At 56.2% G+C, this 26,236-nt stretch carries 42 protein-coding genes; 37 read left to right on the plus strand and 5 right to left on the minus strand.

Features of this window, described 5'->3' with window-relative positions:
* The first annotated feature begins 190 nt into the window (after positions 1 to 190).
* Genes G5137_RS10675 through gpsA form a run of 3 tightly spaced genes read left to right on the plus strand, consistent with a single transcriptional unit; the run spans position 191 to position 2,150 of the window.
* Positions 191 to 622 carry a rhodanese-like domain-containing protein gene (locus tag G5137_RS10675; protein WP_005340640.1) on the plus strand — a complete coding sequence of 144 codons (432 nt, stop codon included), beginning with the start codon at positions 191 to 193 and terminating at the stop codon, positions 620 to 622.
* 50 nt (positions 623 to 672) lie between these two features.
* Positions 673 to 1,143: a protein-export chaperone SecB gene (gene secB / locus G5137_RS10680; protein WP_005340639.1), complete on the plus strand. Its 471-nt coding sequence runs from the start codon at positions 673 to 675 to the stop codon at positions 1,141 to 1,143.
* A 2-nt stretch (positions 1,144 to 1,145) separates the two neighbouring features.
* Entirely contained in the window at positions 1,146 to 2,150 is a 1,005-nt protein-coding gene (gpsA, locus tag G5137_RS10685; protein WP_058058785.1) for an NAD(P)H-dependent glycerol-3-phosphate dehydrogenase, read from the plus strand.
* A gap of 69 nt (positions 2,151 to 2,219) precedes the next feature.
* On the opposite strand, the gene nfuA is transcribed toward gpsA, so the two are convergent.
* Complete coding sequence (gene nfuA / locus G5137_RS10690; protein ID WP_005340636.1) at positions 2,220 to 2,798, minus strand: Fe-S biogenesis protein NfuA; 579 nt, start codon at positions 2,796 to 2,798, stop codon at positions 2,220 to 2,222.
* Between the two features lie 80 nt (positions 2,799 to 2,878).
* The gene (locus tag G5137_RS10695; RefSeq protein ID WP_227341580.1) at positions 2,879 to 3,607 is read right to left on the minus strand and encodes a ComF family protein; all 729 of its coding nucleotides are present in this window, start codon (positions 3,605 to 3,607) and stop codon (positions 2,879 to 2,881) included.
* Between the two features lie 38 nt (positions 3,608 to 3,645).
* Here G5137_RS10695 and bioH point away from each other — a divergent pair, with 38 nt between their 5' ends.
* The 4 genes from bioH to G5137_RS10715 all read left to right on the plus strand — a co-directional run bounded on the left by bioH (position 3,646) and on the right by G5137_RS10715 (position 5,848).
* A complete protein-coding gene (bioH, locus tag G5137_RS10700) occupies positions 3,646 to 4,410 on the plus strand; it encodes a pimeloyl-ACP methyl ester esterase BioH (protein WP_421255360.1) in 765 nt (254 codons plus the stop codon).
* A 71-nt stretch (positions 4,411 to 4,481) separates the two neighbouring features.
* The gene (locus G5137_RS10705; protein ID WP_005340632.1) at positions 4,482 to 4,715 is read left to right on the plus strand and encodes a flagellar basal body rod C-terminal domain-containing protein; all 234 of its coding nucleotides are present in this window, start codon (positions 4,482 to 4,484) and stop codon (positions 4,713 to 4,715) included.
* 1 nt (position 4,716) lies between these two features.
* Complete coding sequence (locus G5137_RS10710) at positions 4,717 to 5,484, plus strand: putative metalloprotease CJM1_0395 family protein (RefSeq protein ID WP_279476717.1); 768 nt, start codon at positions 4,717 to 4,719, stop codon at positions 5,482 to 5,484.
* Positions 5,485 to 5,569: 85 nt separating this feature from the next.
* Entirely contained in the window at positions 5,570 to 5,848 is a 279-nt protein-coding gene (locus tag G5137_RS10715) for a hypothetical protein (RefSeq protein ID WP_005355353.1), read from the plus strand.
* A 70-nt stretch (positions 5,849 to 5,918) separates the two neighbouring features.
* Here the strand turns inward: G5137_RS10715 and G5137_RS10720 are convergent, their stop codons facing one another.
* Positions 5,919 to 8,228: a Tex family protein gene (locus tag G5137_RS10720; protein WP_421209232.1), complete on the minus strand. Its 2,310-nt coding sequence runs from the start codon at positions 8,226 to 8,228 to the stop codon at positions 5,919 to 5,921.
* Between the two features lie 190 nt (positions 8,229 to 8,418).
* On the minus strand, positions 8,419 to 8,892 hold the full coding sequence (greB, locus tag G5137_RS10725; RefSeq protein WP_005355349.1) for a transcription elongation factor GreB: 474 nt from the start codon (positions 8,890 to 8,892) through the stop codon (positions 8,419 to 8,421).
* Positions 8,893 to 9,139: 247 nt separating this feature from the next.
* Here greB and ompR point away from each other — a divergent pair, with 247 nt between their 5' ends.
* Both ompR and envZ read left to right on the plus strand, forming a co-directional pair.
* Positions 9,140 to 9,862 (plus strand): two-component system response regulator OmpR, encoded by a 723-nt coding sequence (ompR, locus tag G5137_RS10730; RefSeq protein WP_005340625.1) that lies wholly within the window; start codon positions 9,140 to 9,142, stop codon positions 9,860 to 9,862.
* On the plus strand, positions 9,859 to 11,169 hold the full coding sequence (gene envZ / locus G5137_RS10735; RefSeq protein WP_227341576.1) for a two-component system sensor histidine kinase EnvZ: 1,311 nt from the start codon (positions 9,859 to 9,861) through the stop codon (positions 11,167 to 11,169). The genes ompR and envZ overlap by 4 nt, the downstream gene beginning before the upstream one ends.
* A 37-nt stretch (positions 11,170 to 11,206) precedes the next feature.
* Here envZ and G5137_RS10740 read toward each other — a convergent pair whose 3' ends face one another.
* Positions 11,207 to 12,121 (minus strand): DMT family transporter, encoded by a 915-nt coding sequence (locus G5137_RS10740; protein WP_227341575.1) that lies wholly within the window; start codon positions 12,119 to 12,121, stop codon positions 11,207 to 11,209.
* 356 nt (positions 12,122 to 12,477) lie between these two features.
* On the opposite strand from G5137_RS10740, the gene rpsJ reads away from it, so the two are divergent.
* The 28 genes from rpsJ (at position 12,478) to rplQ (ending at position 26,101) form a co-directional block, all read left to right on the plus strand.
* Complete coding sequence (rpsJ, locus tag G5137_RS10745; protein WP_005307944.1) at positions 12,478 to 12,789, plus strand: 30S ribosomal protein S10; 312 nt, start codon at positions 12,478 to 12,480, stop codon at positions 12,787 to 12,789.
* Positions 12,790 to 12,811: 22 nt separating this feature from the next.
* Positions 12,812 to 13,444: a 50S ribosomal protein L3 gene (rplC, locus tag G5137_RS10750; protein ID WP_005340620.1), complete on the plus strand. Its 633-nt coding sequence runs from the start codon at positions 12,812 to 12,814 to the stop codon at positions 13,442 to 13,444.
* A gap of 17 nt (positions 13,445 to 13,461) precedes the next feature.
* Complete coding sequence (gene rplD, locus G5137_RS10755) at positions 13,462 to 14,067, plus strand: 50S ribosomal protein L4 (RefSeq protein ID WP_005340616.1); 606 nt, start codon at positions 13,462 to 13,464, stop codon at positions 14,065 to 14,067.
* Positions 14,064 to 14,366, plus strand: a complete 303-nt coding sequence (gene rplW / locus G5137_RS10760) for a 50S ribosomal protein L23 (RefSeq protein ID WP_005307955.1) — start codon at positions 14,064 to 14,066, stop codon at positions 14,364 to 14,366. Before rplD ends, rplW begins: the two co-directional genes overlap by 4 nt.
* 15 nt (positions 14,367 to 14,381) lie before the next feature.
* On the plus strand, positions 14,382 to 15,203 hold the full coding sequence (rplB, locus tag G5137_RS10765; protein ID WP_005340614.1) for a 50S ribosomal protein L2: 822 nt from the start codon (positions 14,382 to 14,384) through the stop codon (positions 15,201 to 15,203).
* Positions 15,204 to 15,225: 22 nt separating this feature from the next.
* Positions 15,226 to 15,504, plus strand: coding sequence for a 30S ribosomal protein S19 (gene rpsS / locus G5137_RS10770; RefSeq protein ID WP_005307960.1), 279 nt, complete (start codon positions 15,226 to 15,228; stop codon positions 15,502 to 15,504).
* 10 nt (positions 15,505 to 15,514) lie between these two features.
* The gene (gene rplV / locus G5137_RS10775; protein WP_005319741.1) at positions 15,515 to 15,859 is read left to right on the plus strand and encodes a 50S ribosomal protein L22; all 345 of its coding nucleotides are present in this window, start codon (positions 15,515 to 15,517) and stop codon (positions 15,857 to 15,859) included.
* Between the two features lie 3 nt (positions 15,860 to 15,862).
* Positions 15,863 to 16,576 carry a 30S ribosomal protein S3 gene (rpsC, locus tag G5137_RS10780; RefSeq protein ID WP_005307962.1) on the plus strand — a complete coding sequence of 238 codons (714 nt, stop codon included), beginning with the start codon at positions 15,863 to 15,865 and terminating at the stop codon, positions 16,574 to 16,576.
* Positions 16,577 to 16,589: 13 nt separating this feature from the next.
* Positions 16,590 to 17,003, plus strand: a complete 414-nt coding sequence (rplP, locus tag G5137_RS10785) for a 50S ribosomal protein L16 (protein WP_005340612.1) — start codon at positions 16,590 to 16,592, stop codon at positions 17,001 to 17,003.
* A complete protein-coding gene (gene rpmC, locus G5137_RS10790) occupies positions 17,003 to 17,194 on the plus strand; it encodes a 50S ribosomal protein L29 (protein ID WP_005307965.1) in 192 nt (63 codons plus the stop codon). Before rplP ends, rpmC begins: the two co-directional genes overlap by 1 nt.
* The gene (gene rpsQ, locus G5137_RS10795) at positions 17,194 to 17,442 is read left to right on the plus strand and encodes a 30S ribosomal protein S17 (protein ID WP_005307966.1); all 249 of its coding nucleotides are present in this window, start codon (positions 17,194 to 17,196) and stop codon (positions 17,440 to 17,442) included. Before rpmC ends, rpsQ begins: the two co-directional genes overlap by 1 nt.
* Positions 17,443 to 17,589: 147 nt before the next feature.
* Positions 17,590 to 17,958, plus strand: coding sequence for a 50S ribosomal protein L14 (gene rplN, locus G5137_RS10800; protein WP_005307975.1), 369 nt, complete (start codon positions 17,590 to 17,592; stop codon positions 17,956 to 17,958).
* 11 nt (positions 17,959 to 17,969) lie between these two features.
* The gene (gene rplX, locus G5137_RS10805) at positions 17,970 to 18,287 is read left to right on the plus strand and encodes a 50S ribosomal protein L24 (RefSeq protein ID WP_005307977.1); all 318 of its coding nucleotides are present in this window, start codon (positions 17,970 to 17,972) and stop codon (positions 18,285 to 18,287) included.
* Positions 18,288 to 18,300: 13 nt separating this feature from the next.
* Positions 18,301 to 18,840 (plus strand): 50S ribosomal protein L5, encoded by a 540-nt coding sequence (gene rplE, locus G5137_RS10810; RefSeq protein ID WP_005331162.1) that lies wholly within the window; start codon positions 18,301 to 18,303, stop codon positions 18,838 to 18,840.
* Between the two features lie 10 nt (positions 18,841 to 18,850).
* Positions 18,851 to 19,156, plus strand: coding sequence for a 30S ribosomal protein S14 (rpsN, locus tag G5137_RS10815; RefSeq protein ID WP_005340609.1), 306 nt, complete (start codon positions 18,851 to 18,853; stop codon positions 19,154 to 19,156).
* A 21-nt stretch (positions 19,157 to 19,177) separates the two neighbouring features.
* Positions 19,178 to 19,570 carry a 30S ribosomal protein S8 gene (gene rpsH, locus G5137_RS10820; protein ID WP_005307980.1) on the plus strand — a complete coding sequence of 131 codons (393 nt, stop codon included), beginning with the start codon at positions 19,178 to 19,180 and terminating at the stop codon, positions 19,568 to 19,570.
* A 13-nt stretch (positions 19,571 to 19,583) separates the two neighbouring features.
* Complete coding sequence (gene rplF / locus G5137_RS10825) at positions 19,584 to 20,117, plus strand: 50S ribosomal protein L6 (RefSeq protein ID WP_005307981.1); 534 nt, start codon at positions 19,584 to 19,586, stop codon at positions 20,115 to 20,117.
* A gap of 9 nt (positions 20,118 to 20,126) precedes the next feature.
* A complete protein-coding gene (rplR, locus tag G5137_RS10830; protein WP_005340606.1) occupies positions 20,127 to 20,480 on the plus strand; it encodes a 50S ribosomal protein L18 in 354 nt (117 codons plus the stop codon).
* Between the two features lie 14 nt (positions 20,481 to 20,494).
* Positions 20,495 to 20,995, plus strand: a complete 501-nt coding sequence (gene rpsE / locus G5137_RS10835) for a 30S ribosomal protein S5 (RefSeq protein WP_005342686.1) — start codon at positions 20,495 to 20,497, stop codon at positions 20,993 to 20,995.
* 6 nt (positions 20,996 to 21,001) lie between these two features.
* Positions 21,002 to 21,181 (plus strand): 50S ribosomal protein L30, encoded by a 180-nt coding sequence (rpmD, locus tag G5137_RS10840; RefSeq protein WP_005307985.1) that lies wholly within the window; start codon positions 21,002 to 21,004, stop codon positions 21,179 to 21,181.
* A 2-nt stretch (positions 21,182 to 21,183) separates the two neighbouring features.
* Positions 21,184 to 21,621, plus strand: a complete 438-nt coding sequence (gene rplO, locus G5137_RS10845; RefSeq protein ID WP_005342691.1) for a 50S ribosomal protein L15 — start codon at positions 21,184 to 21,186, stop codon at positions 21,619 to 21,621.
* 8 nt (positions 21,622 to 21,629) lie between these two features.
* Positions 21,630 to 22,958, plus strand: a complete 1,329-nt coding sequence (gene secY, locus G5137_RS10850; RefSeq protein WP_005307989.1) for a preprotein translocase subunit SecY — start codon at positions 21,630 to 21,632, stop codon at positions 22,956 to 22,958.
* A gap of 27 nt (positions 22,959 to 22,985) precedes the next feature.
* Entirely contained in the window at positions 22,986 to 23,099 is a 114-nt protein-coding gene (gene rpmJ / locus G5137_RS10855; protein ID WP_005319705.1) for a 50S ribosomal protein L36, read from the plus strand.
* 139 nt (positions 23,100 to 23,238) lie between these two features.
* On the plus strand, positions 23,239 to 23,595 hold the full coding sequence (rpsM, locus tag G5137_RS10860; protein ID WP_005307991.1) for a 30S ribosomal protein S13: 357 nt from the start codon (positions 23,239 to 23,241) through the stop codon (positions 23,593 to 23,595).
* A 14-nt stretch (positions 23,596 to 23,609) separates the two neighbouring features.
* Positions 23,610 to 23,999, plus strand: coding sequence for a 30S ribosomal protein S11 (rpsK, locus tag G5137_RS10865; protein WP_005307993.1), 390 nt, complete (start codon positions 23,610 to 23,612; stop codon positions 23,997 to 23,999).
* A gap of 39 nt (positions 24,000 to 24,038) precedes the next feature.
* Positions 24,039 to 24,659 carry a 30S ribosomal protein S4 gene (rpsD, locus tag G5137_RS10870; RefSeq protein ID WP_005342696.1) on the plus strand — a complete coding sequence of 207 codons (621 nt, stop codon included), beginning with the start codon at positions 24,039 to 24,041 and terminating at the stop codon, positions 24,657 to 24,659.
* A gap of 25 nt (positions 24,660 to 24,684) precedes the next feature.
* Positions 24,685 to 25,674 carry a DNA-directed RNA polymerase subunit alpha gene (locus G5137_RS10875; RefSeq protein ID WP_005307997.1) on the plus strand — a complete coding sequence of 330 codons (990 nt, stop codon included), beginning with the start codon at positions 24,685 to 24,687 and terminating at the stop codon, positions 25,672 to 25,674.
* Between the two features lie 43 nt (positions 25,675 to 25,717).
* Entirely contained in the window at positions 25,718 to 26,101 is a 384-nt protein-coding gene (rplQ, locus tag G5137_RS10880; protein ID WP_005307999.1) for a 50S ribosomal protein L17, read from the plus strand.
* Positions 26,102 to 26,236 lie beyond the last annotated feature (135 nt).

Consider the following 26,236-nt stretch of genomic DNA (forward strand, 5'->3'; position numbering starts at 1 on the left):
ACTACATCTGCCGAAATAGTCACCTGATAGCCAAGGGGGGCTCCCGTGGCCCCGCAAGCCACGCCCTTCCTGCCATGCTCGCTGCCCAATGATGATGGGAGCCTGCTCGCGCTTTGCCGCCAAGATGGCTGATCTTATCAATACCCCCATGTATACTCGGGCCCTTGTCTTGGTCCCTGGATAGTAGAAGATGCAAGAGTATTTGGATTTTGCGGCCCGTAACCCGCTGCTGACCGCAGCCTGGTTGGGTCTGGCTGGCACCCTGGTTTACACCACTGTGCGTGCCCGTTTGTCCCCGGTAAAAACCGTCAACAACCACACCGCGACCCTGCTGATCAACCGCGAGAATGCCACCGTGGTGGATATTCGCAGTCAGGAAGAGTACGCCAAGGGCCATCTGGCCGGTGCCCAGCACCTGCCGCTGACCCAGATCCAGAGCAATAATCTGGGCCCGGTTGAAAAGCATAAAGATGCCCCCATCATAGTGGTGTGCGAGTCGGGAATGACTGCGGGCGGCGCGGGCCGTCAGCTGAGCAAAGCTGGCTTCAAGCAGGTTTATGTGCTCGGCGGTGGCATGGCCCAATGGCGTGCAGAAAATCTGCCGGTAACCAAGAAACGCTGATTTAAGCAGGGCCTGAGCCCACTTATCCATATAACAAGGAATCAAACGAAATGGCTGACGAGATCAACAACCAGGAAGTACAACCGGAATTCCACATCCAGCGTGTTTACACCAAGGATGTCTCTTTCGAAGCGCCGAACACCCCGCACATCTTCCAGAAAGAGTGGCAGCCGGACGTCAAGCTGGATATGGATACCAAGACCAACATCCTGGCTGAGAACGTGTACGAGGTTGTCCTTACCCTGACCGTAACTTGCAAACTGGAAACAGAAACCGCCTTCCTGTGCGAAGTACAGCAAGCCGGTATCTTCACCATCGGTAACCTGCCGGAGCCGCAACTGGCTCACTGCCTGGCTGCCTTCTGCCCGAACATCCTGTTCCCGTATGCCCGCGAAGCCGTGGCCAACATGGTGAGCAAGGGTTCCTTCCCGCAGCTGAACCTGGCACCGGTCAACTTCGATGCCCTGTTTGCCCAGCACATGGCGCAAGCACAGGCCCAGCAGGCGACTGCGGAAGCCTGATAATGGCTGACCAGATCGCTATCTCGGTCTTGGGGGCGGGGTCTTATGGCTCCGCCCTTGCCATTTCTCTGGCGCGCAACGGTCATCCGACCCTGCTGTGGGGTCACGACCCCGCTCATGTCGCCGAGCTGGAACAAGACCGCTGCAACAAGGCTTTTCTGCCTGATGTCCCTTTTCCTGTTGATTTGCAGCTAACTGCGGATCTGCAACGTGCGGTACAGGCTGCCCCCGTGCTGCTGCTGGTCGTGCCAAGCCATGTATTTGGTGATGTACTGACCCGGATCAAACCCTTCCTGCGCCCCGATACCCGTATCGCCTGGGCCACCAAGGGTCTGGAGCCGGACAGTGGCCGTCTGCTGCAGGATGTGGCCCGTGAAGTGCTGGGTGACGAGATACCGCTGGCGGTGATCTCCGGTCCCACCTTCGCCAAGGAGCTGGCTGCCGGTCTGCCGACCGCCATCTCGGTCGCCTCGACTCACGACGAGTTCGCCGACGATCTCTCCCATCTGCTGCACTGTGGCCGCTCGTTCCGGGTCTACACCAATCCGGACTTCGTCGGTCTGCAGCTGGGTGGGGCGGTGAAGAACGTCATCGCCATCGGTGCCGGTCTCTCCGACGGGCTCGGGTTTGGCGCCAATGCCAGAACCGCACTCATCACCCGGGGTCTGGTGGAGATGCAGCGTCTGGGTGCGGCGCTGGGTGCCGATGCCAAAACCTTTATGGGAATGGCGGGGCTCGGGGATCTGGTGCTCACCTGTACCGACAACCAGTCGCGCAACCGTCGCTTCGGGCTGGCCCTCGGGGCTGGCAAGGATGTGAACACCGCCATGACCGAGATCGGTCAGGTGGTGGAGGGGTATCGCAACACCAAAGAGGTGCATCTGCTGGCGGCCCGCTGTGGCGTCGAGATGCCCATCTGCGAGCAGATCTTCAAGGTGCTCTACGAGGGTAAGAACCCGAAAGAGGCGGCCATCGCCCTGCTGTCGCGAGACAAGAAGGACGAGTAATCTGCCGATTGCCCATGCAAAAGGCCCCGCCAGATGGCGGGGCCTTTTCTTTGCTGCAAGGGCTGCAAATCAGTAGTAAGAGTGGTCGCCGCGCTGGTGCTCGGTGGCGTCTTTCACACCGTTGAGCTCACCCGGGAACTTCTCCAGCAGCTGCTTCTCGATCCCCTCTTTCAGGGTGTAATCGACCATGGAGCAACCGTTGCAACCACCGCCAAACTGCAGGATGGCCAGTTTGTCTTCAGTCAGCTCGACCAGGGTGACCTTGCCACCGTGACCGGCCAGCATGGGGTTCACTTCGGACATCAACACGTACTCGATGCGCTCGATCAGCGGCGCGTCATCGGCCACTTTACGCATCTTGGCGTTCGGTGCTTTCAGGGTGAGCTGGGAGCCCATCTGATCGGTCACGAAGTCGATGGTGGCATCCACCAGGAAGGGGGCGCTCAGGGGATCGACCATGCAGTCGAAGCCGCTGAAGGGCAGGTGTTGATCTTCCGGGTCCACGGCATCGGGCGGGCAATACGATACGCCACACTCGGCATTCTGGGTTCCCGGATTGACCACAAACACCCGGATATTGGTGCCATCAGGCTGTTTTTCCAGCAGTTTACGGAAATGGGCCTGGGCGGCGTCGGAAATGCTGATCATCACTATCCTCATAAACCTGAGTGTACGACTAGGGTATTCATGATAACGCGGTTATTAATGCTTGGGTAGCATGCCGATGGCTACTTGCTGTGCCGCAGGGTTCGACAGATTGCCCACACTTCTACCTTTGTGATGCCGCTCTCATGGAGCAAACGGCTGAGCTGCCCAGCGGTGGCGCCTGTGGTCACGACGTCATCGAGCAGGGCGACATGACGGTATTGGTGGGAGCGGATCCGGAATGCCCCGCGCAGATTGCGCCGCCGCTGCCCGGCGCTCAAGGTTGTTTGTTGCGGGGTCGCCTTGATGCGTTGCAACAGAGTGTTGTCGCAGGGAATGTCGGTGAACTCGCCAAGGGCTTGCGCGATCTCCTCCGCCTGGTTGAACCCACGCCGCCACTGCCGCCACCAGTGCAGGGGAACCGGAATGATCGCCTCCGGCGGCTCGTTGTCATCCAGATGATCGGCCAGGAGGCGTGCCAGGAGTGGCGCCAGCAGGATTTGGCCGGAATATTTGAGCCGGGGGATCAGCATGGGGTAGGGAGCCTGGTAGTCGCCGATCACCTGCAACCGCTCCCAGGGGGGAGGTCTGCGCTGGCAGCGGCCGCAGACCGGTATGCGTTCTTCTATATATTCAGTCAGCGGTGCGGCGCAGAGGCGGCATCTCGGCTGTGACTGGTGCAGCGCCTGCCGACACCAGCTGCAGAGCAGGGGCTCGTTGTCGCAAGGCTGATGACAGAGGAGGCAACTCCCTTGCCAGTCGCCGTGGTTGCCGAGCAGCGGGCTTGCTTTAGCGAGCAGTCGCTTTAACATGCTGACCCCAAGAGCATGAACAGGGATCTTGAGTCTAGATGAGCATATCGGTAGAGCAGTTTGGCCAGGGGCCCGATCTGGTGCTGTTGCACGGTTGGGGGATGAACGGTGCGGTCTGGCATGGCATTGCCCAACAGTTGGCGCCCCACTATCGGGTTCATCTGGTAGATTTGCCCGGTTTTGGCAACAGCCTGCTGGCAGACGAGGTGGATTACAGCCTGCCCTGGCTTGCCGAGCAGGTGGCTGCCATCTTGCCGCAGAAGTGTCATCTGCTTGGCTGGTCGCTCGGCGGTCTGGTGGCAAGCCAGTTGGCGCTGACGCATCCCGATCGGCTGCACTCCCTGATCACGGTAGCCAGCTCTCCCTGTTTCATGGCCCGCGATGAGTGGCCGGGGATCGCCCCCAAAGTACTGACCAGTTTCAACCAGATGCTGGCAGGGGATTTTCGCCAGACCATAGAGCGTTTTCTGGCGATCCAGGCCATGGGCAGTGAACACGCCCGGGACGATATCCGTCAGTTGCGCCACTGGCTGGCCGAGCGGCCGGCGCCCGCGTTTGCCGCACTCGAGGCTGGACTGACGCTGTTGGCCGAGATTGATCTGCGCGAACCGCTTCAGGAGCTGGATCTGCCCTGGTTGCGGATCTATGGCCGACTGGATTCATTGGTACCCAAGGCGGCCATTCCCCTGCTGGATGATCTCTACCCTGCCAGCCGCAGCGTGACCCTTAATAAGGCCTCACACGCACCTTTTATCTCCCATCCTGACGAATTCATTGAAATCGTTCGAGATTTTGTTGGCTAAAAAACAGCCTGCAAGCTTCATTAATCCTCTGGTCTGGCGGATAATTAAGCTGTGACCAGAGGAGTAACACCATGCGTATTGATTCTGCTTTCAACAGCGGGGTACAGGGATTTCAGCGAGCCGAGCAGATTGCCGACAAGGCATCCAATCAGATCGCCCGCCTCAACACCCCCAGCGGGGATCAGGTGCAAGTGACCGATGAGCTTGTCAATCTCAAGGTGGCCGAGCAGCAGGCTGGCGCTTCAGCCAAGGTAGTGCAGACCGCCAGCGATATGATGGGAACCCTGATCGACATCCGGGTGTGAGATGAACATCAATGTCAGTCTGCCTCCCCTTATCCCGACACAGCTGCAACCCCAAGTGGAAGCGGCGAGGACGGATAATCGCCGGGCAGAACTGATCCCGCAGGCCCGGGCGGGCCAAGCCTCCGTTGCCGAATCCGAAGTCGGCTCCCAGAAAGAGAAATCCAAAGCCGGTCAGGCCTCCAGCAATCAGACCTCCCAGAACAGCCGTGAAACCGGGCAATTAGCGCCGACGACACTGCCAGACAATCGCTTTGTCGAGGCCACCGGTGAGGATGGGCAGCGCAAGCAGCAAGATCCCAAACAGCAGGAGCAGCAACAGCGGCAAGAGCAGCAGGTTCAGGATCTTGTCGAGCGTGACAAGGAGGTGCGTACTCACGAGCAGGCTCACCAGTCTGCGGGTGGAGAGTACGCCAGCTCGCCCACCTATCAGTTTACGCAAGGGCCGGATGGCAAGCGTTATGCTACGGGTGGCGAAGTCCAGATCGATACCAGTGTCGTACCCGGTGACCCTGCGGCTACCATCGCCAAGATGCAGCAGATCCGCTCTGCAGCGCTGGCGCCTGCCGAGCCTTCCGCGCAGGATTTGGCCGTTGCACGCAGCGCCGCCGCGAGTGAAGCCAAGGCGCGCAAAGAGCTGATGGCCGAGCAGAGCGCGAAATCGGGCGGTGTGCTGAGTGCCTATATGGACAAGCGCAACAGCGTCATCGCGGGCCACTATCAACAGGCTGTCAGCCCGGCTTCTACCCAGTCCCTCAGTCTGCATATCTGAATCACCCTCGCCAAACTTTCAGCTGCTTTGCCTGTTTTGCAACTAACCTGAAGATCAGGCCCATTCCAATTTCACAGGAGCTGTCATGCATTTCGATGAAGTCAAAGCGGAAGATTTCACCACCTTCTCCCGTGTACCGCCCCCCCACCTGCAGATGGAGCAGTTTCTGATGCAGCTCGGAGGAGGAGGAACTGAAGGAACCAGTTTCAAGAAGAAAGTGATGCTGGCGGCTGGCTGGAGCCACACCGGCGTCGTCTCTTACGGCAAGTATCCGCAAGAGGCCTGCAAGGCATTCAACCGACTGCGGGAGGTGCTGGCCCAGCATGGAGAGCCCGAGAGCATACTTGCTGCCCTGACGCAGTAATCCTGAGCTTCGCGTGTAAAAAAGCCCCTTGCGGGGCTTTTTGCATTTAGAGACGTTCCGGACGGTGTCGTTACTTTTTCGCTTTGGAGAGCGCTGCCGCGAAGGCGTTGCCCATGGCACCACCCATAGGGGGGCTTTGCCGAGGCTCATTTCTTGGCTTGGCGTTGCCAGCACTGCTGTTGCGCGCTTCAGCCGACTTGCGGGCAGCTTGTCCCGCTTTCTCGTCGAGGCGCATGGTCAGGCTGATCCGCTTGCGCGAGGCGTCCACTTCCAGCACCTTGACCCGCACAATGTCGCCCGCCTTGACCACCTCGCGGGGATCCTTGACGAAACGGTCGGTCAGGGAGGAGATATGCACCAGCCCGTCCTGATGAACACCGATATCGACGAAGGCGCCGAAGTTGGTGACGTTGGTGACCACCCCTTCTAGTACCATCTCTGGCACCAGGTCGCTGATCTGCTCCACCCCTTCCTTGAAGGTCGCGGTTTTGAACTCGGGGCGCGGGTCGCGGCCCGGCTTGTCCAGCTCGCCGATGATGTCGGTGACGGTAGGTACGCCGAATTGCTCATCGGTGTAATCGGCCGGTTTCAGGCTGCGCAGCAGGCTGCTGTTGCCGAGCAGACTCTCCACGGTCTGCTCCAGCTTGGCGAGGATCCGCTCCACCACCGGATAGGACTCGGGGTGCACCGCCGAGCTGTCGAGGGGATTGCTGCCGCCGCGAATGCGCAGGAAGCCGGCGCACTGTTCGAAGGCTTTTGGGCCGAGTCGGCTCACTTTCAGCAATTGCTGACGGCTCTTGAATGCGCCGTGCTCATCCCGGTAGGCGACGATGTTCTGGGCCAGCGTCTGGGAGAGGCCGGAAACCCGGTTGAGCAGGGCGACCGAGGCGGTATTCACATCCACACCGACCGCGTTCACGCAATCCTCGACCACCGCATCCAGCCGGCGGGCTAGCTGGCTCTGGCCGACGTCGTGCTGATACTGGCCCACCCCGATACTCTTGGGATCGATCTTGACCAGCTCGGCCAGCGGGTCTTGCAGGCGGCGGGCGATGGAGACGGCGCCACGGATCGAGACGTCGAGATCCGGGAACTCCTGAGAGGCAAGCTCGGAGGCGGAGTAGACAGAGGCTCCTGCTTCGCTCACCACTATCTTCTGCGCCTTGGCGGCGGGGTAGCGCTCGAACAGGTCGTTCACCAGCCGGTCGGTCTCCCGCGAGGCGGTGCCGTTGCCGATGCTGATGAGCTCGACCTTGTGTTTCTGGCACAGCTCGCTCAGGGTCTTGAGGCTCTGATCAATCTGCCGTTTTGGTTCGAACGGATAGATGGTGGCGTGATCGACCAGCTTGCCGGTGGCATCCACCACGGCAACCTTGACGCCGGTGCGGATGCCCGGATCCAGCCCCATGGTGCAGCGCATGCCCGCCGGGGCCGCCATCAGCAGATCCTTGAGGTTCATGGCGAACACCTTGATCGCTTCCTCCTCTGCCGACTCGCGGATACGGCCGATCAGCTCAGTCTCCATCTGAAGCGACAACTTGATCTTCCAGGTCCAGCTCACCACCCCTTGCAGCCACTTGTCGGCCGGGCGGTTCTGCAGGTTGAGCTTGAGGTGGTGGGTAATGATCCCTTCGCAGGGGCTAGCACTCTCGTCGTCACCGGTGACCAGCGCCAGATTGAGGATCCCTTCATTGCGGCCGCGCAGCATGGCCAGCACCCGGTGGGAGGGGGCCTTGTGCAGTGGTTCGTCGTGTTCGAAATAGTCCTTGAACTTGGCCCCTTCCTGCTCCTTGCCTGCCACCACGCGGGCGCGCAGGGTGGCATTTTGCCACAGGTAGTCGCGCAGCTTCTCCAGCAGGTCGGCCTGCTCGGCGAAGCGCTCCATCAGGATATAGCGGGCGCCGTCGAGGGCTGCCTTGCTGTCGGCAATGCCCTGTTCGGGATTGAGGAAGGTGGCTGCAGCTTGCTCGGGATCCTGCATCGGGTCGCTGAGCAGCAGGTTGGCCAGCGGCTCCAACCCGGCTTCGATCGCCATCTGCCCCTTGGTGCGGCGCTTGGGCTTGTAGGGGAGATAGAGGTCTTCCAGTCGGGTCTTGCTGTCGGCGCCATTCAATTCGCGGGCCAGCTCGGGGGTCAGTTTGCCCTGCTCTTCGATGGAGCGAATGATCACCTGACGGCGATCTTCCAGTTCACGCAGATAGCCGAGGCGGCTTTCCAGAGTACGCAGCTGGCTGTCGTCCAGACCGCCGGTCACCTCTTTACGGTAACGGGCGATAAAGGGCACGGTCGAGCCTTCATCCAGCAGGCGTACTGCGGCCTGCACCTGCTCCGGGCGAGCATTGAGCTCACCGGCAATCTGTCTCTCTATGGTTTGCATCATGATGTTGTTGAGGGCCTCTGTGGTCGAGTCCGCGCCATCAGGCGCCAAGTGTGAGCACTATATGGGGTCGTGTTGCGGGATGCCACCCTGCGCCGGGGTCTGCACCCGTCAGACTGATAAGTCGCAGGGGAGAGCGTTTATCTTGCCATTACACCTGTGACTCTGGATGTGCCTGTGGCAAGCAGTCCGGCTACTTGGGGTAGCTGATCTCGTTGATATACCAGCAGACGTCACCAACTGGCGTACGGACGATGGCCTCATCACCGACCTCTTTCTTGAGCAGGGCGCGGGCCATGGGGGAGTCGATGGAGATGTAATCCTTGCGCTCGAAGATCTCGTCATAGCCGACGATGCGAAAGCGCTTGGTCTCGCCCTCTTCGTTTTCCACCTCGACCCAGGCACCGAAGAAGACCTTGCCCTCCTGCGCGGGGGCATAGTCGACGATCCCCAGCTCTTCGAGACATTTGCGCAGGTAACGCACCCGCCGATCGATCTCCCGCAGTCGCTTCTTGTTGTACTGGTAGTCGGCATTTTCGCTGCGATCCCCCAGGCTGGCGGCCCATGCCACCTTTCTGGTGACCTCGGGGCGCTCCTGACGCCAGAGGAAATCGAGCTCTTCTTTCAGCTTGTTGTAGCCTTCGCGGGTGATCAGCTTTGTCTTCATGGTGATGCGGACCTGGTCAAAGAGGGGTAATCATCGCTAACTGCTCGGGAATATTAGCTTTTGTCCTCCTTCTGTCGAGAGAAATTGCGCCAGCTTGGCGGGAGCCATTCAGCGGTACTGGTCTGGAGGAGGGCTTGACGGCCGTCACGCTCTGATCATGGGTAATAACCGGTAACATATTTATGCTTTTCTCCCGCGATATCCCCCCCTAGTATGGTGGGCAGCGAAAGAATGAAGAGGCAAAGCAATGAGTCAGCAGCAATACAAGGTCCTGGTCGTGGACGATGACCTGAAATTACGTTCCCTGTTGGAACGCTATCTCACCGAGCAGGGATTCGTGGTGCGCGGCGTGGCTAATGGCGAACAGGCCGATCGCTTGCTGACTCGTGAAAACTTCAGCCTGATGGTGCTTGACCTGATGTTGCCGGGGGAGGATGGGCTCTCCATCTGTCGTCGTCTGCGGGAAGCTGGCAACCAAATCCCGGTGCTGATGCTCACTGCCAAGGGGGATGAAGTTGATCGCATCGTCGGGCTCGAGATGGGAGCCGATGACTATCTGCCCAAGCCATTTAATCCCCGTGAACTGCTGGCGCGGATCCGAGCTGTGCTGCGCCGCCATACTGTCGAGTTGCCAGGGGCTCCCTCTGCTGCAGAGAAGGTGGTCAACTTCGGAGCCTTCCAACTCAATCTGGCTACCCGTGAGCTTAGCCGGGATGGTGAGCCGATGGCGCTCACCAGCGGTGAATTTGCGGTGCTCAAGGTGCTGGTCAGCCATCCGCGCGAGCCGCTCTCCCGCGACAAGCTGATGAATCTGGCCCGTGGCCGCGAATACACCGCCACCGAACGCAGCATCGATGTTCAGGTTTCCCGCTTGCGCCGCCTGCTGGAGCAGGATCCGGCCCAGCCCCGCTATCTACAGACCGTCTGGGGTCTGGGGTATGTGTTTGTACCAGATGGTGACGGTGCATGAAAAAGGTCGGCAGCATGTTCTCGCGCATGCTCTGGTTCCTGGCCGCCGTTCTGGTGGTCTATCAAGCGGTCTCCTATGTCACCTTCTACAACTATCTGCTGGCACCCACCGTCAAACAGATCAGTCACCTGCTGGCCAATCAGGTCAAGCTGATCTTTCCGGTCAATACCGAGCAGCTGGCGTTGAGTGAAGATGCCGAGGCGCTGGTCTATGTGACGACCGGTACCGACATCTATACCCAGAGCGAGGCGGTGCAGCATGGCTTCAACGATGCCAAGCCGTACCCCTATCTGGAGGAGAACATAAGCCGCGAACTGGGTGGCCCGGCCAAGGTGCGGGTCGAGATCCAGGATCACTACATCATCTGGATCCAGCCGCCACAGGCCAGCAAAATCTGGGTGCGGATCCCGCTGACCGAGATTGAAGATGACGATATCGAACCCCTCATCATCTATCTGAGCGTGCTGCTGGTGATCACCCTGTTTGCTGCCTGGCGCTTTGCACGCCAGTTGGTTCGTCCGCTCGAGGATCTCGAGGCTGGCGCGGTTGCCGTGGCCAGAGGACATTTCCCCGAGGCGCTGGGGGAGCTGGGGTCACGGGAGGTACGCCGTCTGACCCGCACCTTCAACCATATGTCCCACTCCATCAAGAGCCTGATCGAAGAGCGTAACCTGATGATGGCGGGGGTTTCCCATGACCTGCGAACCCCGCTGACCCGTATCCGGCTGGCTACCGAGATGATGTCCTCCGGTGACGAATATCTCAAGGAGAGCATCAACTCAGATATTGATGAGTCCAATGCCATCATCGATCAGTTCATCGATTACATCCGCCCGGATGAGGGGCAGGCTCCGGTACCTGTCGATCTGACCCAGCTGGTGCACGATACCCTGTTGATCTATTCGGAGCAGGGGCTGGACGTCGATCTGGCGCTGCCACAAGAGGCAGTGCGGGTGGCCTGCAATCCGGTTAGTATCCGGCGGGTGTTGAACAACCTATCAAGCAACTCGCAGCGTTATGGGGCGAGCCGCTTGTATGCCGAGTTGAAGGACGACGGGCACTGGGTGCGCCTGCGCCTATCCGATGATGGCCCCGGTATTCCGGAGCAGGACTACTCCCGGGTGCTCAAGCCGTTTACTCAGGGGAATGTGGCGCGAACTGTTGGCGGCAGTGGCTTGGGGTTGGCCATCGTGGCCAAGATAGTCGCCCAGCACCACGGCACTATCCGGCTGGGAAGCTCGGATCTCGGCGGCCTGCTGGTCGAGATACGGCTGCCGAAACATCAGCCACAGGAGTGGATGGATTGAGAGAAGGGCGTATCCGTGGATACGCCCTTCTGCATGGTCAGCTCTTGGTTTCGACTGATGCACGATAGCGTTTACCGTACTTGAGCTGCTGGATCAGCAGGGCGGCAACGATGAGCGCCAACCCGATGGGGGTGGCCGGATGGATGGTTTCGCCGATCAACAGGTTGAGCAGCACCAGTGAGGCAAACGGCGAGATAAAGATGAGGTTGCTGATGGGGGCCGTGTTGGTGGCATGGCGCAGCGCCATCAGCCAGAGCACGAAACCGAAGCCCATTTCGAACAGTCCCACATAGATGGCACCAGCCCATCCCTGCCAGGCGGTCATGGCAAAATCGGAGAGCAACCAGGTCGCAACGACGATAAAGGGCAGGCTGATCATAAAGCCGAGCAACAGGCTGACGATGGGATCCCCCTGATTGCGGGTGTTGAGGATCCAGTAGCTGGCCCAGATGAGGGTCGAGACCAGTGCCAGCGTCACGCCGAGGGGGTTGTCGAACTGCAGGCCGAATACATCCCCTCTGGTAGCGATCACCAGTGCGCCAAAATATCCCAACACGATGGCGACGCCATCGCGCCGACGCAGCTTCTGGCCGAGAAAGGGGACGGCAAGCAGACTGAGAGTGATAGCCCAAGTGTAGTTGAGGGTCTGTGCCTGCTGGGCAGGCAGCAGGTCATACGCCTTGAACAGCAACAAGTAATAGAGAAAGGGGTTCAGCACACCCAGAGTCAAGTAGTAGAAAGGGCGGGCCTTGATGTAGCTCCCCAGCAGCGGCAGTTTGCCCTGTTTGGCGACGACGGCTGTCAGCGTGAGAGTTGAGGTGAAGGCGGCCACAAGCAACAGTTGCACGGGTTCGAAATAGGCGAGGGAGATCTTGAAGGCTGTGGCGACCGTCGACCAGAGGGCAACGGCGCAAAGGCCATACTGATAGGCTTTCTTTTGATCTTTGAGCATGGGATGTCGTTCCACTGACGGAGGCAAGCGCACAGTCTACCAGTCTGCTTGTAACATTGTCGTTACCTGGGTGTTGGTAGCAGAGTGCGTTGCCGCAGGCGAGATCCATCTGTTACATAAAACTGCGCATAATCTGTTCGCTTTCCCTTGCGCAAATTTGAAAAATCCGTATAATCCCCTCCGCTTACCCATGAGGTAAGCCAGACGATATGTCTGTTGCTGAGTTTCCTGTTTACAGGAGCCAGCCATACAGTCCTCCCGATATGGGGGGAAACGTGAAAAATCACACCTCTGGCGGGAGAAATCTCGGTCGGGCGGTGTTGATTTATGTTCTTTTATCTATTGGAGCTCTGTCAATGCAGAACCAAAGAATCCGTATCCGCCTGAAGGCTTTTGATCATCGCCTGATTGATCAATCCACTGCGGAAATCGTTGAAACTGCTAAGCGCACTGGCGCGCAGGTTCGCGGTCCTATTCCGCTGCCGACTCGCAAAGAGCGCTTCACCGTCCTGATCTCCCCGCACGTCAACAAAGATGCGCGTGATCAGTACGAGATCCGCACTCACAAGCGTCTGGTAGACATCGTTGAGCCGACTGACAAGACCGTAGACGCCCTGATGCGTCTGGATCTGGCAGCTGGTGTAGACGTCCAGATCAGCCTGGGTTAATTACGGAAAGAGGTTGATAACAATGACAATCGGTCTTGTAGGTCGCAAAGTGGGTATGACTCGCATCTTCACTGAAGATGGCGTTTCTATCCCGGTGACTGTTATCGAAGTTGAAGCTAACCGTGTAACTCAGGTCAAATCTGTAGAAACCGACGGCTACAACGCTATTCAGGTTACCACTGGCGCCAAAAAAGCCAGCCGTGTGACCAAGCCGGAAGCTGGCCACTTCGCCAAAGCTGGTGTAGAAGCCGGTCGCGGTCTGTGGGAATTCCGCCTGAACAACGGTGAAACTTTCACTGTTGGTAGCGAGCTGAAAGTAGATCTTCTCGCTGACGTTAAGCTGGTAGACGTTACCGGCACATCCAAAGGTAAGGGCTTTGCTGGTACTGTTAAGCGCCACAACTTCCGCACCCAGGATATGACCCACGGTAACTCCTTGTCTCACCGCGTTCCGGGTTCTATCGGTCAGAACCAGACTCCGGGTCGTGTATTCAAGGGCAAAAAGATGGCTGGTCACATGGGTGCTGAGCGTGTAACGACTCAGAACCTGGAACTGGTTCGTGTTGACGCTGAACGCAACCTGCTGCTCATCAAAGGTGCAGTACCGGGTGCAACCAACGGCAACGTGATCGTCAAACCTGCCGTCAAAGCGTAACGTCTGAGGAGATAGTAATGGAATTGGTAATGAAAGACGCCAAGAGCGCTCTTGAAGTTTCCGAGACTACCTTCGGGCGCGAATTCAACGAAGCTCTGGTTCACCAGGTCGTCGTTGCATATGCCGCTGGTGCCCGTCAGGGTACTCGTGCGCAGCTGACTCGCTCTGAAGTGTCTGGTGGCGGCAAAAAGCCGTGGCGTCAGAAGGGTACTGGTCGTGCCCGTGCTGGCTCCATCCGTTCGCCCATCTGGCGTTCCGGTGGTGTGACTTTTGCTGCTAAGCCGCAAGATCACAGCCAGAAAGTAAACAAGAAGATGTACCGCGGCGCTATCCGTAGCATTCTGTCCGAGCTGGTACGTCAAGAGCGCCTGATCGTTGTTGAGAAGTTCGGCATCGAAGCTCCGAAGACCAAAGAACTGATCGCCAAGCTGAAAGAAATGGAACTGACTGACGTTCTGATCGTGACTGCTGAAGTCGATGAGAACCTGTTCCTGGCTGCTCGCAACCTGTACAAAGTTGACGTGCGTGACGTTGCCGGTATCGACCCGGTCAGCCTGATCGCTTTCGACAAGGTTCTGATGACTGCTGACGCAGTTAAGCAAATCGAGGAGATGCTGGCATGATCCGTGAAGAGCGTCTGCTGAAAGTTCTGAAGGCTCCGCACATCTCTGAAAAGAGCACCATGGTTGCAGAAAAGCAGAACACTATCGTGTTCAAAGTTGCTGTTGATGCTACCAAGGCGGAAGTCAAAGCTGCAGTTGCGAAACTGTTCGAGGTCGAAGTTGAGACCGTCCGTACCCTGAACATGAAGGGTAAGACCAAGCGCGCAGGTGCACGCGTAGGCCGTCGTTCCGATTGGAAAAAGGCTTATGTGACCCTGAAAGCTGGTCAGGACATCGACTTCATGGGCGCAGCCGAGTAAGAGGAGTTCTCAAAAATGGCAATCGTTAAGTGCAAGCCTACTTCTCCGGGCCGCCGCCACGTCGTCAAGATCGTCAATCAAGAGCTGTACAAGGGCAAGCCCTTCGCCGCTCTGCTGGACAGCAAAAGCAAGTCCGGTGGTCGTAACAACAACGGCCGTATCACTACCCGTCATATCGGTGGTGGTCACAAGCAGCACTACCGTATCGTCGACTTCAAGCGCGACAAAGACGGTATCCCGGCTAAAGTAGAGCGCCTGGAATACGATCCGAACCGTACCGCTAACATCGCTCTGGTGTTGTATGCAGACGGTGAGCGTCGTTACATCCTGGCTCCGAAAGGCCTGAAAGCTGGTGACGCGATCGCTTCTGGTGCTGATGCAGCCATCAAGGTAGGTAACGCCCTGCCGATGCGCAACATCCCGGTTGGTTCTACCGTTCACGCTGTAGAGATGAAGCCTGGTAAAGGTGCCCAGCTGGCTCGTTCCGCTGGTACTTTCATCCAGATCCTGGCTCGTGAAGGTAACTATGTAACTCTGCGTCTGCGTTCCGGCGAAGTACGTAAAGTTCTGGCCGAGTGCCGCGCTACCATCGGTGAAGTCGGTAACTCCGAGCACATGTTGCGTCAACTGGGTAAAGCCGGTGCAAACCGCTGGCGTGGTATTCGTCCGACCGTTCGCGGTATGGCGATGAACCCGGTTGACCACCCGCACGGTGGTGGTGAGGGTCGTAACAAGGGCATGCAGCCTGTGTCCCCATGGGGCCAGAAGGCTAAAGGCTTCAAGACCCGTAAGAACAAGCGTACCGACAAGTACATCGTACGTCGTCGTAACAAGTAATTGTTAACATAGAGGAATCACCATGCCACGTTCTCTCAAGAAGGGTCCATTTATTGACCTGCACTTGCTGAAGAAGGTAGAGAAAGCGGTGGAAAGCGGGGATAAAAAGCCGGTTAAAACCTGGTCCCGTCGTTCAATGATCATCCCGAACATGATCGGTTTGACCATCGCTGTCCATAATGGTCGTCAGCACGTTCCGGTTTTCGTTACCGAAGAAATGATCGGTCACAAACTGGGTGAATTCGCACCGACTCGTACTTATCGCGGCCATGCTGCTGATAAGAAGGCTAAGAAGCGCTAAGGGATAAATGATGGAAGCTATCGCTAAACACCGTTATGCCCGTACTTCTGCCCAGAAAGCTCGTCTGGTAGCCGATCAAGTACGTGGTCTGTCCGTAGACAAGGCTCTGAATATCCTGACCTTCAGCCCGAAAAAGGCTGCAGTGCTGGTTAAGAAAGTGCTGGAATCTGCCATTGCAAACGCTGAGCACAACGAAGGCGCCGATATCGACGCGCTGCGTGTTGCTACTATCATGGTCGACGAAGGTCCCTCCATGAAGCGCATCCGTCCGCGTGCCAAAGGTCGTGCGGATCGTATCCTCAAGCGTACCGCTCACATCACTGTAGTGGTATCCGACGCTAAGGCTGGGAGATAAGCAATGGGTCAGAAAGTACATCCTAATGGCATTCGCCTGGGTATTACCAAGCCTTGGAATTCTACCTGGTTCGCGAACACCAAAGACTTCGCTGACAACCTGTACAGCGATTTTCAAGTACGCCAGTTCCTGACCAAGGAACTGAAAAACGCGTCCTTGTCCAAGATCACCATTGAGCGTCCGGCCAAGAGCATCCGTGTGACCATTCACACCGCTCGTCCGGGTGTTGTCATCGGTAAGAAAGGCGAAGACGTTGAGAAGCTGCGCAAAGCTGTAGCCACTATTGCTGGCGTGCCTGCTCAGATCAACATTTCCGAAGTCCGCAAGCCGGAGCTGGATGGCAAACTCGTTGCCGACAGCATCACTTCCCAGCTGGAGCGTCGTGTAATGTTCCGTCGTGCTATGAAGCGCGCCGTACAGAACGCAATGCGCCTGGGTGCCAAGGGCATCAAAGTGGAAGTTTCCGGTCGTCTGGGCGGCGCTGAAATCGCGCGTACCGAATGGTACCGTGAAGGTCGTGTGCCGTTGCACACCCTGCGTGCCGACATCGACTACGCAACTTCTGAAGCCCACACCACTTACGGTGTGATCGGCGTTAAAGTTTGGATCTTCAAGGGCGAAGTTCTGGGCGGTCTGGCTGCTGTTAACGCTGCCGCTGCTCAAGAGCAAGCTCCTGCAAAGCCCAAGCGTGACAACAAGCGCCGCGCTGCTAAGTAAGGAGATTCGGTAAATGTTGCAACCTAAGCGTACTAAATTCCGCAAGACCCACAAGGGTCGTAACCGCGGTCTGGCCACCTCTGGTAACGAAGTATCCTTCGGTACCTTTGGCCTGAAGGCGACATCCCGTGGTCAACTGACTGCTCGTCAAATCGAAGCAGCCCGTCGTGCCATGACCCGTCACGTTAAGCGTCAAGGTAAGATCTGGATCCGTGTGTTCCCGGACAAGCCCATCACCGAAAAGCCCCTCGAAGTTCGTATGGGTAAAGGTAAGGGTAACGTGGAATACTGGGTTTGCCCGATCCAGCCTGGCAAGGTTCTGTACGAGATGGACGGTGTACCTGAGGCTCTGGCGCGTGAAGCGTTTGCCCTGGCCGCAGCTAAGCTGTCTGTTCAGACCACTTTCGTAATTAAGACGGTGATGTGATGAAAGCCCAAGATCTGCGTCAAAAGAGCGTCGAAGAACTGAACCAGGAGCTGCTGGGCCTGCTGCGTGAGCAATTCAACATGCGCATGCAAGCGTCCACCGGCCAGCTGGCTCAGACTCACACTCTGAAACAAGTGCGTCGTGACGTCGCACGTATCAAGACTGTACTGACTGAGAAGGCAGGTGCGTAATGACTGACAAGATCCGTACTCTGCAAGGTCGTGTAATCAGCGACAAGATGGACAAGTCCATCACTGTTGCTATCGAGCGCAAGGTAAAGCACCCGATCTACGGTAAGATCATCAAGCGCACTACCAAGCTGCACGTGCATGACGAAAACAACGAGTGCAAAGCTGGCGACCTCGTGGAAATCCGCGAATGCCGCCCGCTGTCCAAGACCAAGTCCTGGACCCTGGTTGCCGTTGTAGAAAAGGCCTAATCGGTACTTTGTAGTCCAAGCGGCCCCTTTCAGGGGCCGTTTGTTTTTTAGGCTACCTTTTCTGAAAATCCTGTGTTATAGTTTCGCGCCTTTTGAAGGCAGCCAGATCCCATTAGGGATAAGAAGTAAACAAAGCGGAGCACTAAGATGATCCAGATGCAAAGTATGCTGGGTGTTGCCGACAACTCCGGCGCTCGCAGTGTAATGTGTATTAAGGTTCTGGGTGGCTCGCACCGCCGTTACGCCGGCATCGGCGACATCATCAAGGTTTCCATCAAGGAAGCCATTCCTCGCGGTAAAGTGAAGAAAGGTGATGTGTATAACGCGGTGGTCGTACGCACCCGTAAAGGCGTTCGTCGTCCGGACGGCTCTGTCATCCGTTTCGACAACAATGCGGCTGTGTTGCTTAACAACAACCAACAGCCAATCGGTACTCGTATTTTTGGCCCGGTGACCCGTGAACTGCGTAATGAGAAGTTCATGAAGATTGTGTCCCTGGCACCCGAAGTACTGTAAGGAGTCGAACGATGGCAGCTAAAATCCGTCGCGAAGACGAAGTGATTGTTCTTACCGGCAAAGACAAGGGCAAGCGTGGCAAAGTCACTCAAGTCCTGATTGCAAAAGGTAAGGTAATCGTGGAAGGCATCAACCAGGTGAAGAAACACCAGAAGCCGGTACCCGCACTGGGTCAGGCTGGCGGTATCGTCACCAAAGAAGCCCCCATCGATGTATCAAACGTAGCGCTGTTCAACTCTGCCACTGGCAAAGCTGACCGCGTTGGTTTCCGGATTGAAGACGGCAAAAAAGTCCGTTTCTTCAAATCCACCGGCGAACTTGTGAAGTAATTGGAGTTTAACGATGGCGAAACTGCATGATTACTACAAATCCGATGTAGTAAATGAACTGTCCAAGCAGTTCGGTTACAAGACTATCATGCAAGTCCCTCGGATCGAGAAAATCACCCTGAACATGGGTGTTGGTGAAGCGATCTCTGACAAGAAATTGCTGGAAAATGCTGCTGCCGATATGGCTGCCATTTCCGGTCAGAAGCCGCTGATCACCAAAGCTCGCAAATCTGTTGCGGGCTTCAAGATTCGTGAAGGCTACCCGATAGGTTGTAAAGTAACCCTGCGTGGCGAGCGTATGTGGGAGTTCCTGGAACGGCTGATCTGCATCTCCGTACCGCGTATCCGTGACTTCCGTGGCCTGAACGCTAAAGCGTTCGACGGTCGTGGTAACTACTCCATGGGCGTGCGTGAGCAGATCATCTTCCCGGAAATCGACTATGACAAAGTCGATCGCGTCCGTGGTCTGGATATCACCATCACCACTTCCGCGAATACCGATGAAGAAGGCCGTGCTCTGCTGGCTGCCTTTAACTTCCCATTCCGCAAGTAAGGTTAGGGTTATGGCTAAAACATCCATGAAAGCGCGCGAAGCAAAGCGTGCCAAGCTGGTAGCCAAGTACGCGACCAAGCGTGCCGAGCTGAAAGCTATCATCGTTGACATGAACGCTTCTGAAGAAGCGCGTTGGGATGCTGTACTGCAACTGCAACAGCTGCCCCGTGATTCCAGTCCGTCCCGCCAGCGTAACCGTTGCAATATTACTGGTCGTCCGCACGGTTTCCTGCGCAAGTTTGGCCTGTCTCGCATCAAGGTGCGTGAGCATGCCATGAAGGGCGAAATTCCGGGCCTGAAGAAGGCTTCTTGGTAACGAATCTCGGGAGTTAGACTTATGAGCATGCAAGATCCGATCGCGGATATGCTGACCCGCATCCGTAACGGTCAGGCGGCGAGCAAAGTTGCGGTTTCCATGCCTTCTTCCAAGCTGAAAGTGGCTATCGCCAAAGTGCTGAAAGAAGAAGGTTACATCGCTGGCTACTCCGTAGCTGGTGACGTGAAGCCGGAACTGGAAATTGAACTGAAATATTTCCAGGGCAAGCCAGTTGTAGAACTGATCCAACGCGTGAGCCGTCCCGGCCTGCGTATTTACAAGCGCACTACTGATCTGCCGAAAGTTATGGGCGGTCTCGGTGTTGCTATCGTGTCCACGTCTAAAGGTGTGATGACTGACCGTGCTGCCCGTAAAGCAAGCATGGGCGGTGAGATCATCTGCTACGTCGCTTAATAGGAGGTAGGAAATGTCTCGTGTTGCTAAGGCACCCGTCACTATTCCTGCTGGCGTAGAGGTGACTCTGAACGGCCAGGAACTGTCCATCAAAGGTGGTAAAGGTTCCTTGGTTCGCTCTATTCACGCCGGTGTAGAAGTGACCAAAGAAGACAATGTACTGAAGTTCGCCCCGCGCGACGGCATCGCTGGTGCTGACGCTCAGGCCGGTACTGCCCGTGCATTGGTCAACAACATGGTAATCGGTGTTACCCAAGGCTTCGAGCGCAAGCTGCAGCTGGTTGGTGTAGGTTATAAAGCCTCCATCAAGGGCAATGCTGTTGCGCTGGCTCTGGGCTTCTCTCACCCGGTAGAGCATGCGCTGCCGGCTGGTGTGACCGCTGAGTGCCCGACTGCCACAGAAATCGTTCTGCGTGGTGTCGACAAGCAGCTGGTTGGCCAAGTCGCCGCCGATATCCGTGCTTACCGCGCTCCGGAGCCCTACAAGGGCAAGGGTGTACGCTATGCCAACGAGCAAGTGCGTACTAAAGAAGCTAAGAAGAAGTAAGGTAACACTATGGACAAGAAAGCAGCTCGTCTCCGTCGTGCTACTCGTGCTCGGAAAAAGATGCAGGAACTGGGAGCTACCCGTCTGGTTGTTCACCGTACCCCGCGTCATATCTATGCGCAGGTTATTGCAGCCAACGGTTCCGAAGTTCTGGCCTCTGCTTCCACAGTAGAGAAAGCCATCAGTGAAGCTCTGAAATACACCGGTAACGCAGATGCGGCTACCGCTGTAGGTAAAGCTATCGCTGAGCGTGCTATTGCCAAAGGCGTTCAGAACGTATCTTTCGATCGTTCCGGTTTCAAGTATCACGGTCGCATCGCTGCCCTGGCAGCTGCCGCACGTGACGCTGGTCTTCAGTTCTAAGCTAGGAGTCGAAGATGGCTAAAGTCGAATCTCAAGCCGGCGAACTGCAAGAAAAGCTCATTGCAGTAAACCGTGTTTCGAAAACTGTTAAAGGTGGTCGTATCATGTCCTTCACCGCGTTGACCGTGGTGGGTGATGGTAACGGCCGTGTAGGTTACGGTTACGGTAAAGCCCGTGAAGTTCCGGCTGCTATTCAAAAAGCAATGGAACAGGCCAAGCGTAACCTGAACAAGGTTGAACTGAACAACGGCACCCTGCACCACCCGGTGAAAGGTGTTCACTCCGGTTCCACCGTGTTCATGAAGCCGGCCTCTCAAGGTACTGGTATCATCGCAGGCGGCGCCATGCGTGCCGTTCTGGAAGTTGCTGGTATCCACAACGTGCTGGCTAAGACCTACGGTTCCACCAACCCAATCAACGTTGTTCGCGCAACTGTAGACGCTCTGGTTCACGGTCAGTCACCGGAACAGATCGCTGCCAAGCGTGGTCTGCGCGTTGAAGAAATTCTGGGGTAATGCGACATGGCTAACACTGTAAAAGTAACTCAAACTCGCAGCTCTATCGGCCGTCTGCCAAAGCACAAGGCGACTCTGCGTGGTCTGGGTCTGCGTCGCATTGGTCACACCGTTGAGCTGGAAGATACTCCTTGCGTACGCGGTATGATCAACCAGGTTTATTACATGGTTAAGGTGGAGGGCTAAGCATGCGTCTGAATACTCTGTCTCCGGCCGCTGGTTCCAAGCGCGTTAAGCACCGTCCGGGCCGTGGTATCGGTTCTGGTCTGGGCAAGACCGGTGGTCGTGGTGTTAAAGGTCAAACCTCTCGTTCCGGTGGCGGTAAAGTCCGCAACGGTTTCGAAGGCGGCCAGATGCCTTTGAAAATCCGTCTGCCGAAGTTCGGTTTCTTCTCTCGTAAATCTTTGGTATCTGCCGAAGTGCGCCTGAACGAAATCGCCCTGGTAGAAGGTGATGTAGTCGACGTGAGCACTCTGAAGCAAGCCGGCGTTCTGACCAAGAACATCGTGTTCGCTAAAGTTGTTCTGTCTGGCAACATTGACCGTGCTGTGACCGTTCGTGGTCTGTCCGTCACCAAAGGTGCACGTGCAGCCATCGAGGCCGCTGGCGGTAAAATCGAGGAATAATCAGTACAATGGCTAAGAAACCAGGATTGGATGTTAAAGCACAGGGTGGTCTGAGTGAACTGAAGAGCCGTCTGCTCTTCGTTCTCGGGGCGATTATCGTTTTCCGTGCAGGCTCTTATGTGCCGATTCCTGGTATTGACGCCGCCGTACTGGCCGAGTTGTTCCAGCAACAGAAGGGCACCATCATTGAGATGTTCAACATGTTCAGTGGTGGTGCACTATCGCGTGCTTCTATTCTTGCGTTGGGGATCATGCCGTACATTTCGGCGTCGATCATTATCCAGCTGCTGACAGTGGTTCATCCTGCTCTTGCTGAACTCAAGAAAGAGGGTGAATCCGGCCGTCGCAAGATTAGCCAATATACCCGTTGGGGCACGCTGGTTTTGGGAACTTTCCAGGCCATTGGTATTGCAACCGGTCTGCCGAATATGATGCAAGGACTCGTGACTCATCCGGGTTTGGGCTTCTATTTCACAGCGGTTGTGAGTCTGGTCACCGGTACCATGTTCTTGATGTGGTTGGGTGAGCAGATTACCGAGCGTGGGATTGGTAATGGTATCTCGTTGATTATTTTCACAGGTATCGTTGCTGGTCTGCCGCATGCCATTGGCGCTACGGCCGAACAGGCACGTCAAGGGGAATTGCACATCCTGCTGTTGTTGTTGCTGGGCTTGATTGTTTTCGCAGTGACTTACTTTGTGGTGTTCGTGGAGCGTGGTCAGCGTCGTATCGTCGTTAACTATGCCAAGCGTCAACAAGGCCGCCAGGTATTTGCCGCGCAAAGCACGCACCTGCCGTTGAAAGTGAATATGGCTGGTGTGATTCCTGCGATTTTCGCATCCAGTATCATCCTCTTCCCGGGTACCATTACCTCCTGGTTTGGTCAGGGTGAGGGTAAAGTCGCTGATATCCTGCAACAGGTCTCTATGGTCCTGCAGCCGGGTCAGCCGCTTTACGAGATGCTGTATGCAGCAGCCATTATCTTTTTCTGTTTCTTCTATACCGCGCTGGTGTTCAACCCCCGCGAGACAGCAGATAACCTGAAGAAGAGTGGAGCCTTTATCCCGGGGATCCGCCCGGGCGAGCAGACAGCACGTTATATCGATAAGGTTATGACTCGCCTGACATTGGCAGGTGCGCTCTATATAACCTTTATCTGTCTGGTACCCCAGTTCCTGATGACTGCCTGGAACGTACAGTTCTACTTCGGTGGCACTTCGCTGCTGATTATTGTGGTGGTTATCATGGACTTCATGGCTCAGGTACAAACCCATATGATGTCTCATCAATATGGTGACGTCCTGAGGAAGGCCAACCTGAAGGGCTACGGCCGCTAAAGGTCGGCGTAGTTACGGAGTTAAGCAATGAAAGTTCGTGCTTCCGTTAAGGCAATCTGCCGTAACTGCAAAATCATCAAGCGTCACGGTGTGGTGCGTGTGATTTGCAGCGAGCCAAAGCATAAACAGCGCCAAGGCTAATTTTTTACGGTTAGTACTTGCAACAAATAGTTGTGCTGGCTAATATAGCCAGCCAACTTTTGTTGTGTATTGGTTGACCGCCACGTATCCGCTCACGGGCTTTGTGGTGGTCGTAATCTACTATATGTAGGAGTGAATAGTGGCCCGTATCGCTGGCATTAACATTCCTGACCATAAGCATGCAGTCATTGCTTTGACTGCGATTTATGGCGTCGGTCGTACCCGCTCCAAGGCCATTTGTGCCGCAGCCGGTATCGCTGAGAATGTGAAAATTAAAGACCTGGACGAAGCTCAGATCGAGAGTCTGCGTGAACAAGTAGGTAAATTCACCGTTGAAGGTGACCTGCGTCGTCAGATTTCCATGAACATCAAGCGATTGATGGATCTGGGTTGCTACCGTGGTTTGCGTCACCGTCGTAGCCTGCCTGTTCGTGGTCAACGTACCAAGACCAACGCTCGTACCCGTAAGGGTCCGCGCAAGGCTATCAAGAAGTAACGGGAAGGTAGAAAATGGCTAAAACTCCGACTCGTGCTCGCAAGCGCGTTAAAAAGCAAGTGAGCGACGGTATTGCGCACGTTCATGCATCTTTCAACAACACAATCGTGACCATTACTGACCGTCAGGGCAATGCTCTGTCTTGGGCTACTTCTGGTGGTTCCGGTTTCCGTGGTTCTCGTAAGTCCACCCCGTTCGCTGCTCAGGTAGCTGCCGAGCGCGCTGGTGAGATGGCCAAAGAATATGGCGTCAAGAACCTGGAAGTCATGGTCAAAGGTCCGGGTCCCGGTCGTGAGTCTTCCATCCGCGCCCTGAACGCGGCTGGTTTCCGCATCACTAACATTACTGATGTGACTCCGATCCCGCACAACGGTTGTCGTCCTCCCAAGAAGCGCCGCGTGTAACGCTGTAGCTACTTGGTCTAGGATTGTTGGAGAAAGAAGATGGCAAGATATATCGGTCCTAAGCTTAAGCTTAGCCGTCGTGAGGGCACAGACCTCTTCCTGAAGTCTGGTGTTCGTGCGATTGATTCTAAGTGCAAGATTGACACCGCTCCTGGTCAGCACGGCGCTCGCAAGCCCCGTCTGTCCGATTACGGTGTGCAACTGCGCGAGAAACAAAAAGTTCGTCGTATCTACGGCGTATTGGAAAAACAGTTCCGCAACTACTACCGCGACGCTGCCCGTCAAAAGGGTAACACCGGTGAAAACCTGTTGCAGCTGCTGGAAGGTCGTCTGGACAACGTCGTATACCGCATGGGCTTCGGTGCTACCCGCGCTGAATCTCGTCAGCTGGTGAGCCACAAGGCCATCATGGTAAACGGCCGCGTTGTGAACATTCCTTCTTTCCAGGTTTCCCCTGAGGACGTGATCTGCGTTCGTGAGAAGGCTAAGAAGCAAGCGCGTATCAAAGCTGCCCTTGAGGTTGCTGGTCAGCGCGAGAAGCCGACTTGGGTAGAGGTTGATGCCGCTAAAATGGAAGGTGCCTTCAAGCGCCTGCCAGAGCGTTCCGACCTGTCTGCCGACATTAACGAACAGCTGATCGTCGAGCTTTACTCCAAGTAAAGCTAGCTTCTAAAGAGAGGACACAATGCTGGGTTCTGTAACAGATTTTCTTAAACCGCGGCTAGTTGACATCGAGCAAGTTAGCCCGACTCATGCGAAAGTGACTCTTGAGCCACTCGAGCGTGGCTTTGGTCACACGCTGGGCAACGCCCTGCGTCGTATTTTGCTGTCTTCTATGCCCGGTTGTGCAGTTACTGAAGTCGAAATTGACGGGGTACTGCATGAGTACAGCAGCAAAGAAGGTGTACAGGAAGACATTCTTGAAATCCTGCTCAACCTGAAAGGTATCGCTGTGAAGCTGGAAGGCAAGGACGAGGTAACTCTGTCCCTGACCAAGTCTGGAACAGGCCCCGTTACCGCAGGTGATATCACTCACGGTGATGAAGTCGAGATCGTAAACCCGGAGCACGTAATCTGCCACCTGACTGGTGCCAATGCTGAAATCAGCATGCGCCTGAAAGTTCAGCGCGGTCGTGGTTATGTGCCTGCTTCTGCTCGTGTTCACAATGATGACGAAGAGCGTCCTATCGGTCGCCTGCTGCTGGACTCCGCGTTCAGCCCCATCGTTCGTATTGCCTACAATGTTGAGGCAGCACGTGTGGAACAGCGTACCGACTTGGACAAGCTGGTCATCGACATGGAGACCAATGGTACCCTGGATCCTGAGGAAGCTATCCGTCGTTCTGCCACTATTCTGGCTGAGCAACTGGAAGCCTTCGTGGATCTGCGCGATGTCAGCGTGCCCGAGAAGAAAGAAGAGAAACCCGAGTTTGATCCGATTCTGCTGCGTCCTGTCGATGATTTGGAGCTGACAGTTCGTTCTGCGAACTGTCTGAAGGCAGAAGCTATCCACTATATTGGTGATCTGGTACAGCGTACCGAAGTTGAGTTGCTTAAGACTCCTAACCTCGGTAAGAAGTCCCTGACTGAGATCAAGGACGTGTTGGCCTCCCGTGGTCTGTCTCTTGGCATGCGCCTTGAGAACTGGCCGCCCGCCAGCATCGCTGACGAGTAATCCAGATTACGGGTTTCACAGATTTAGTTAGAAGGATAAGGTCATGCGCCATCGTTTGAGTGGTCGTCAACTGAACCGGAACAGCAGCCATCGTCAGGCTATGTTCCGCAACATGGCCAGCTCCCTGGTTCGTCATGAGATCATCAAGACGACTCTGCCTAAGGCAAAAGAGCTGCGTCGTGTAGTTGAACCGCTGATCACCCTTGCCAAGACTGATAGCGTTGCTAATCGTCGTCTGGCATTTGCCCGCACTCGCGACAACGCGATCGTGGCTAAGCTGTTCAATGAACTGGGCCCGCGCTACCTGGAGCGCGCCGGCGGTTATACTCGCATTCTGAAATGCGGTTTCCGTGCTGGCGACAACGCCCCTATGGCTTATATTGAGCTGGTAGACCGCCCGGCCGCTGCTGAAGCAGCTGCTGAGTGATAAAGAAAAAGCCGGGCTTGTCCCGGCTTTTCTTTTAATCCATTCTGACACTGCCTCAACTGCCTCAACTGCCTCAACTGCCTCAACTGCCTCAACTGCCTCAACTGCCTCAACTGCCTCAACTGCCTCAACTGC

Source organism: Aeromonas sp. 600282, from assembly GCF_049175755.1.
GTDB lineage: Bacteria > Pseudomonadota > Gammaproteobacteria > Enterobacterales > Aeromonadaceae > Aeromonas > Aeromonas veronii_A.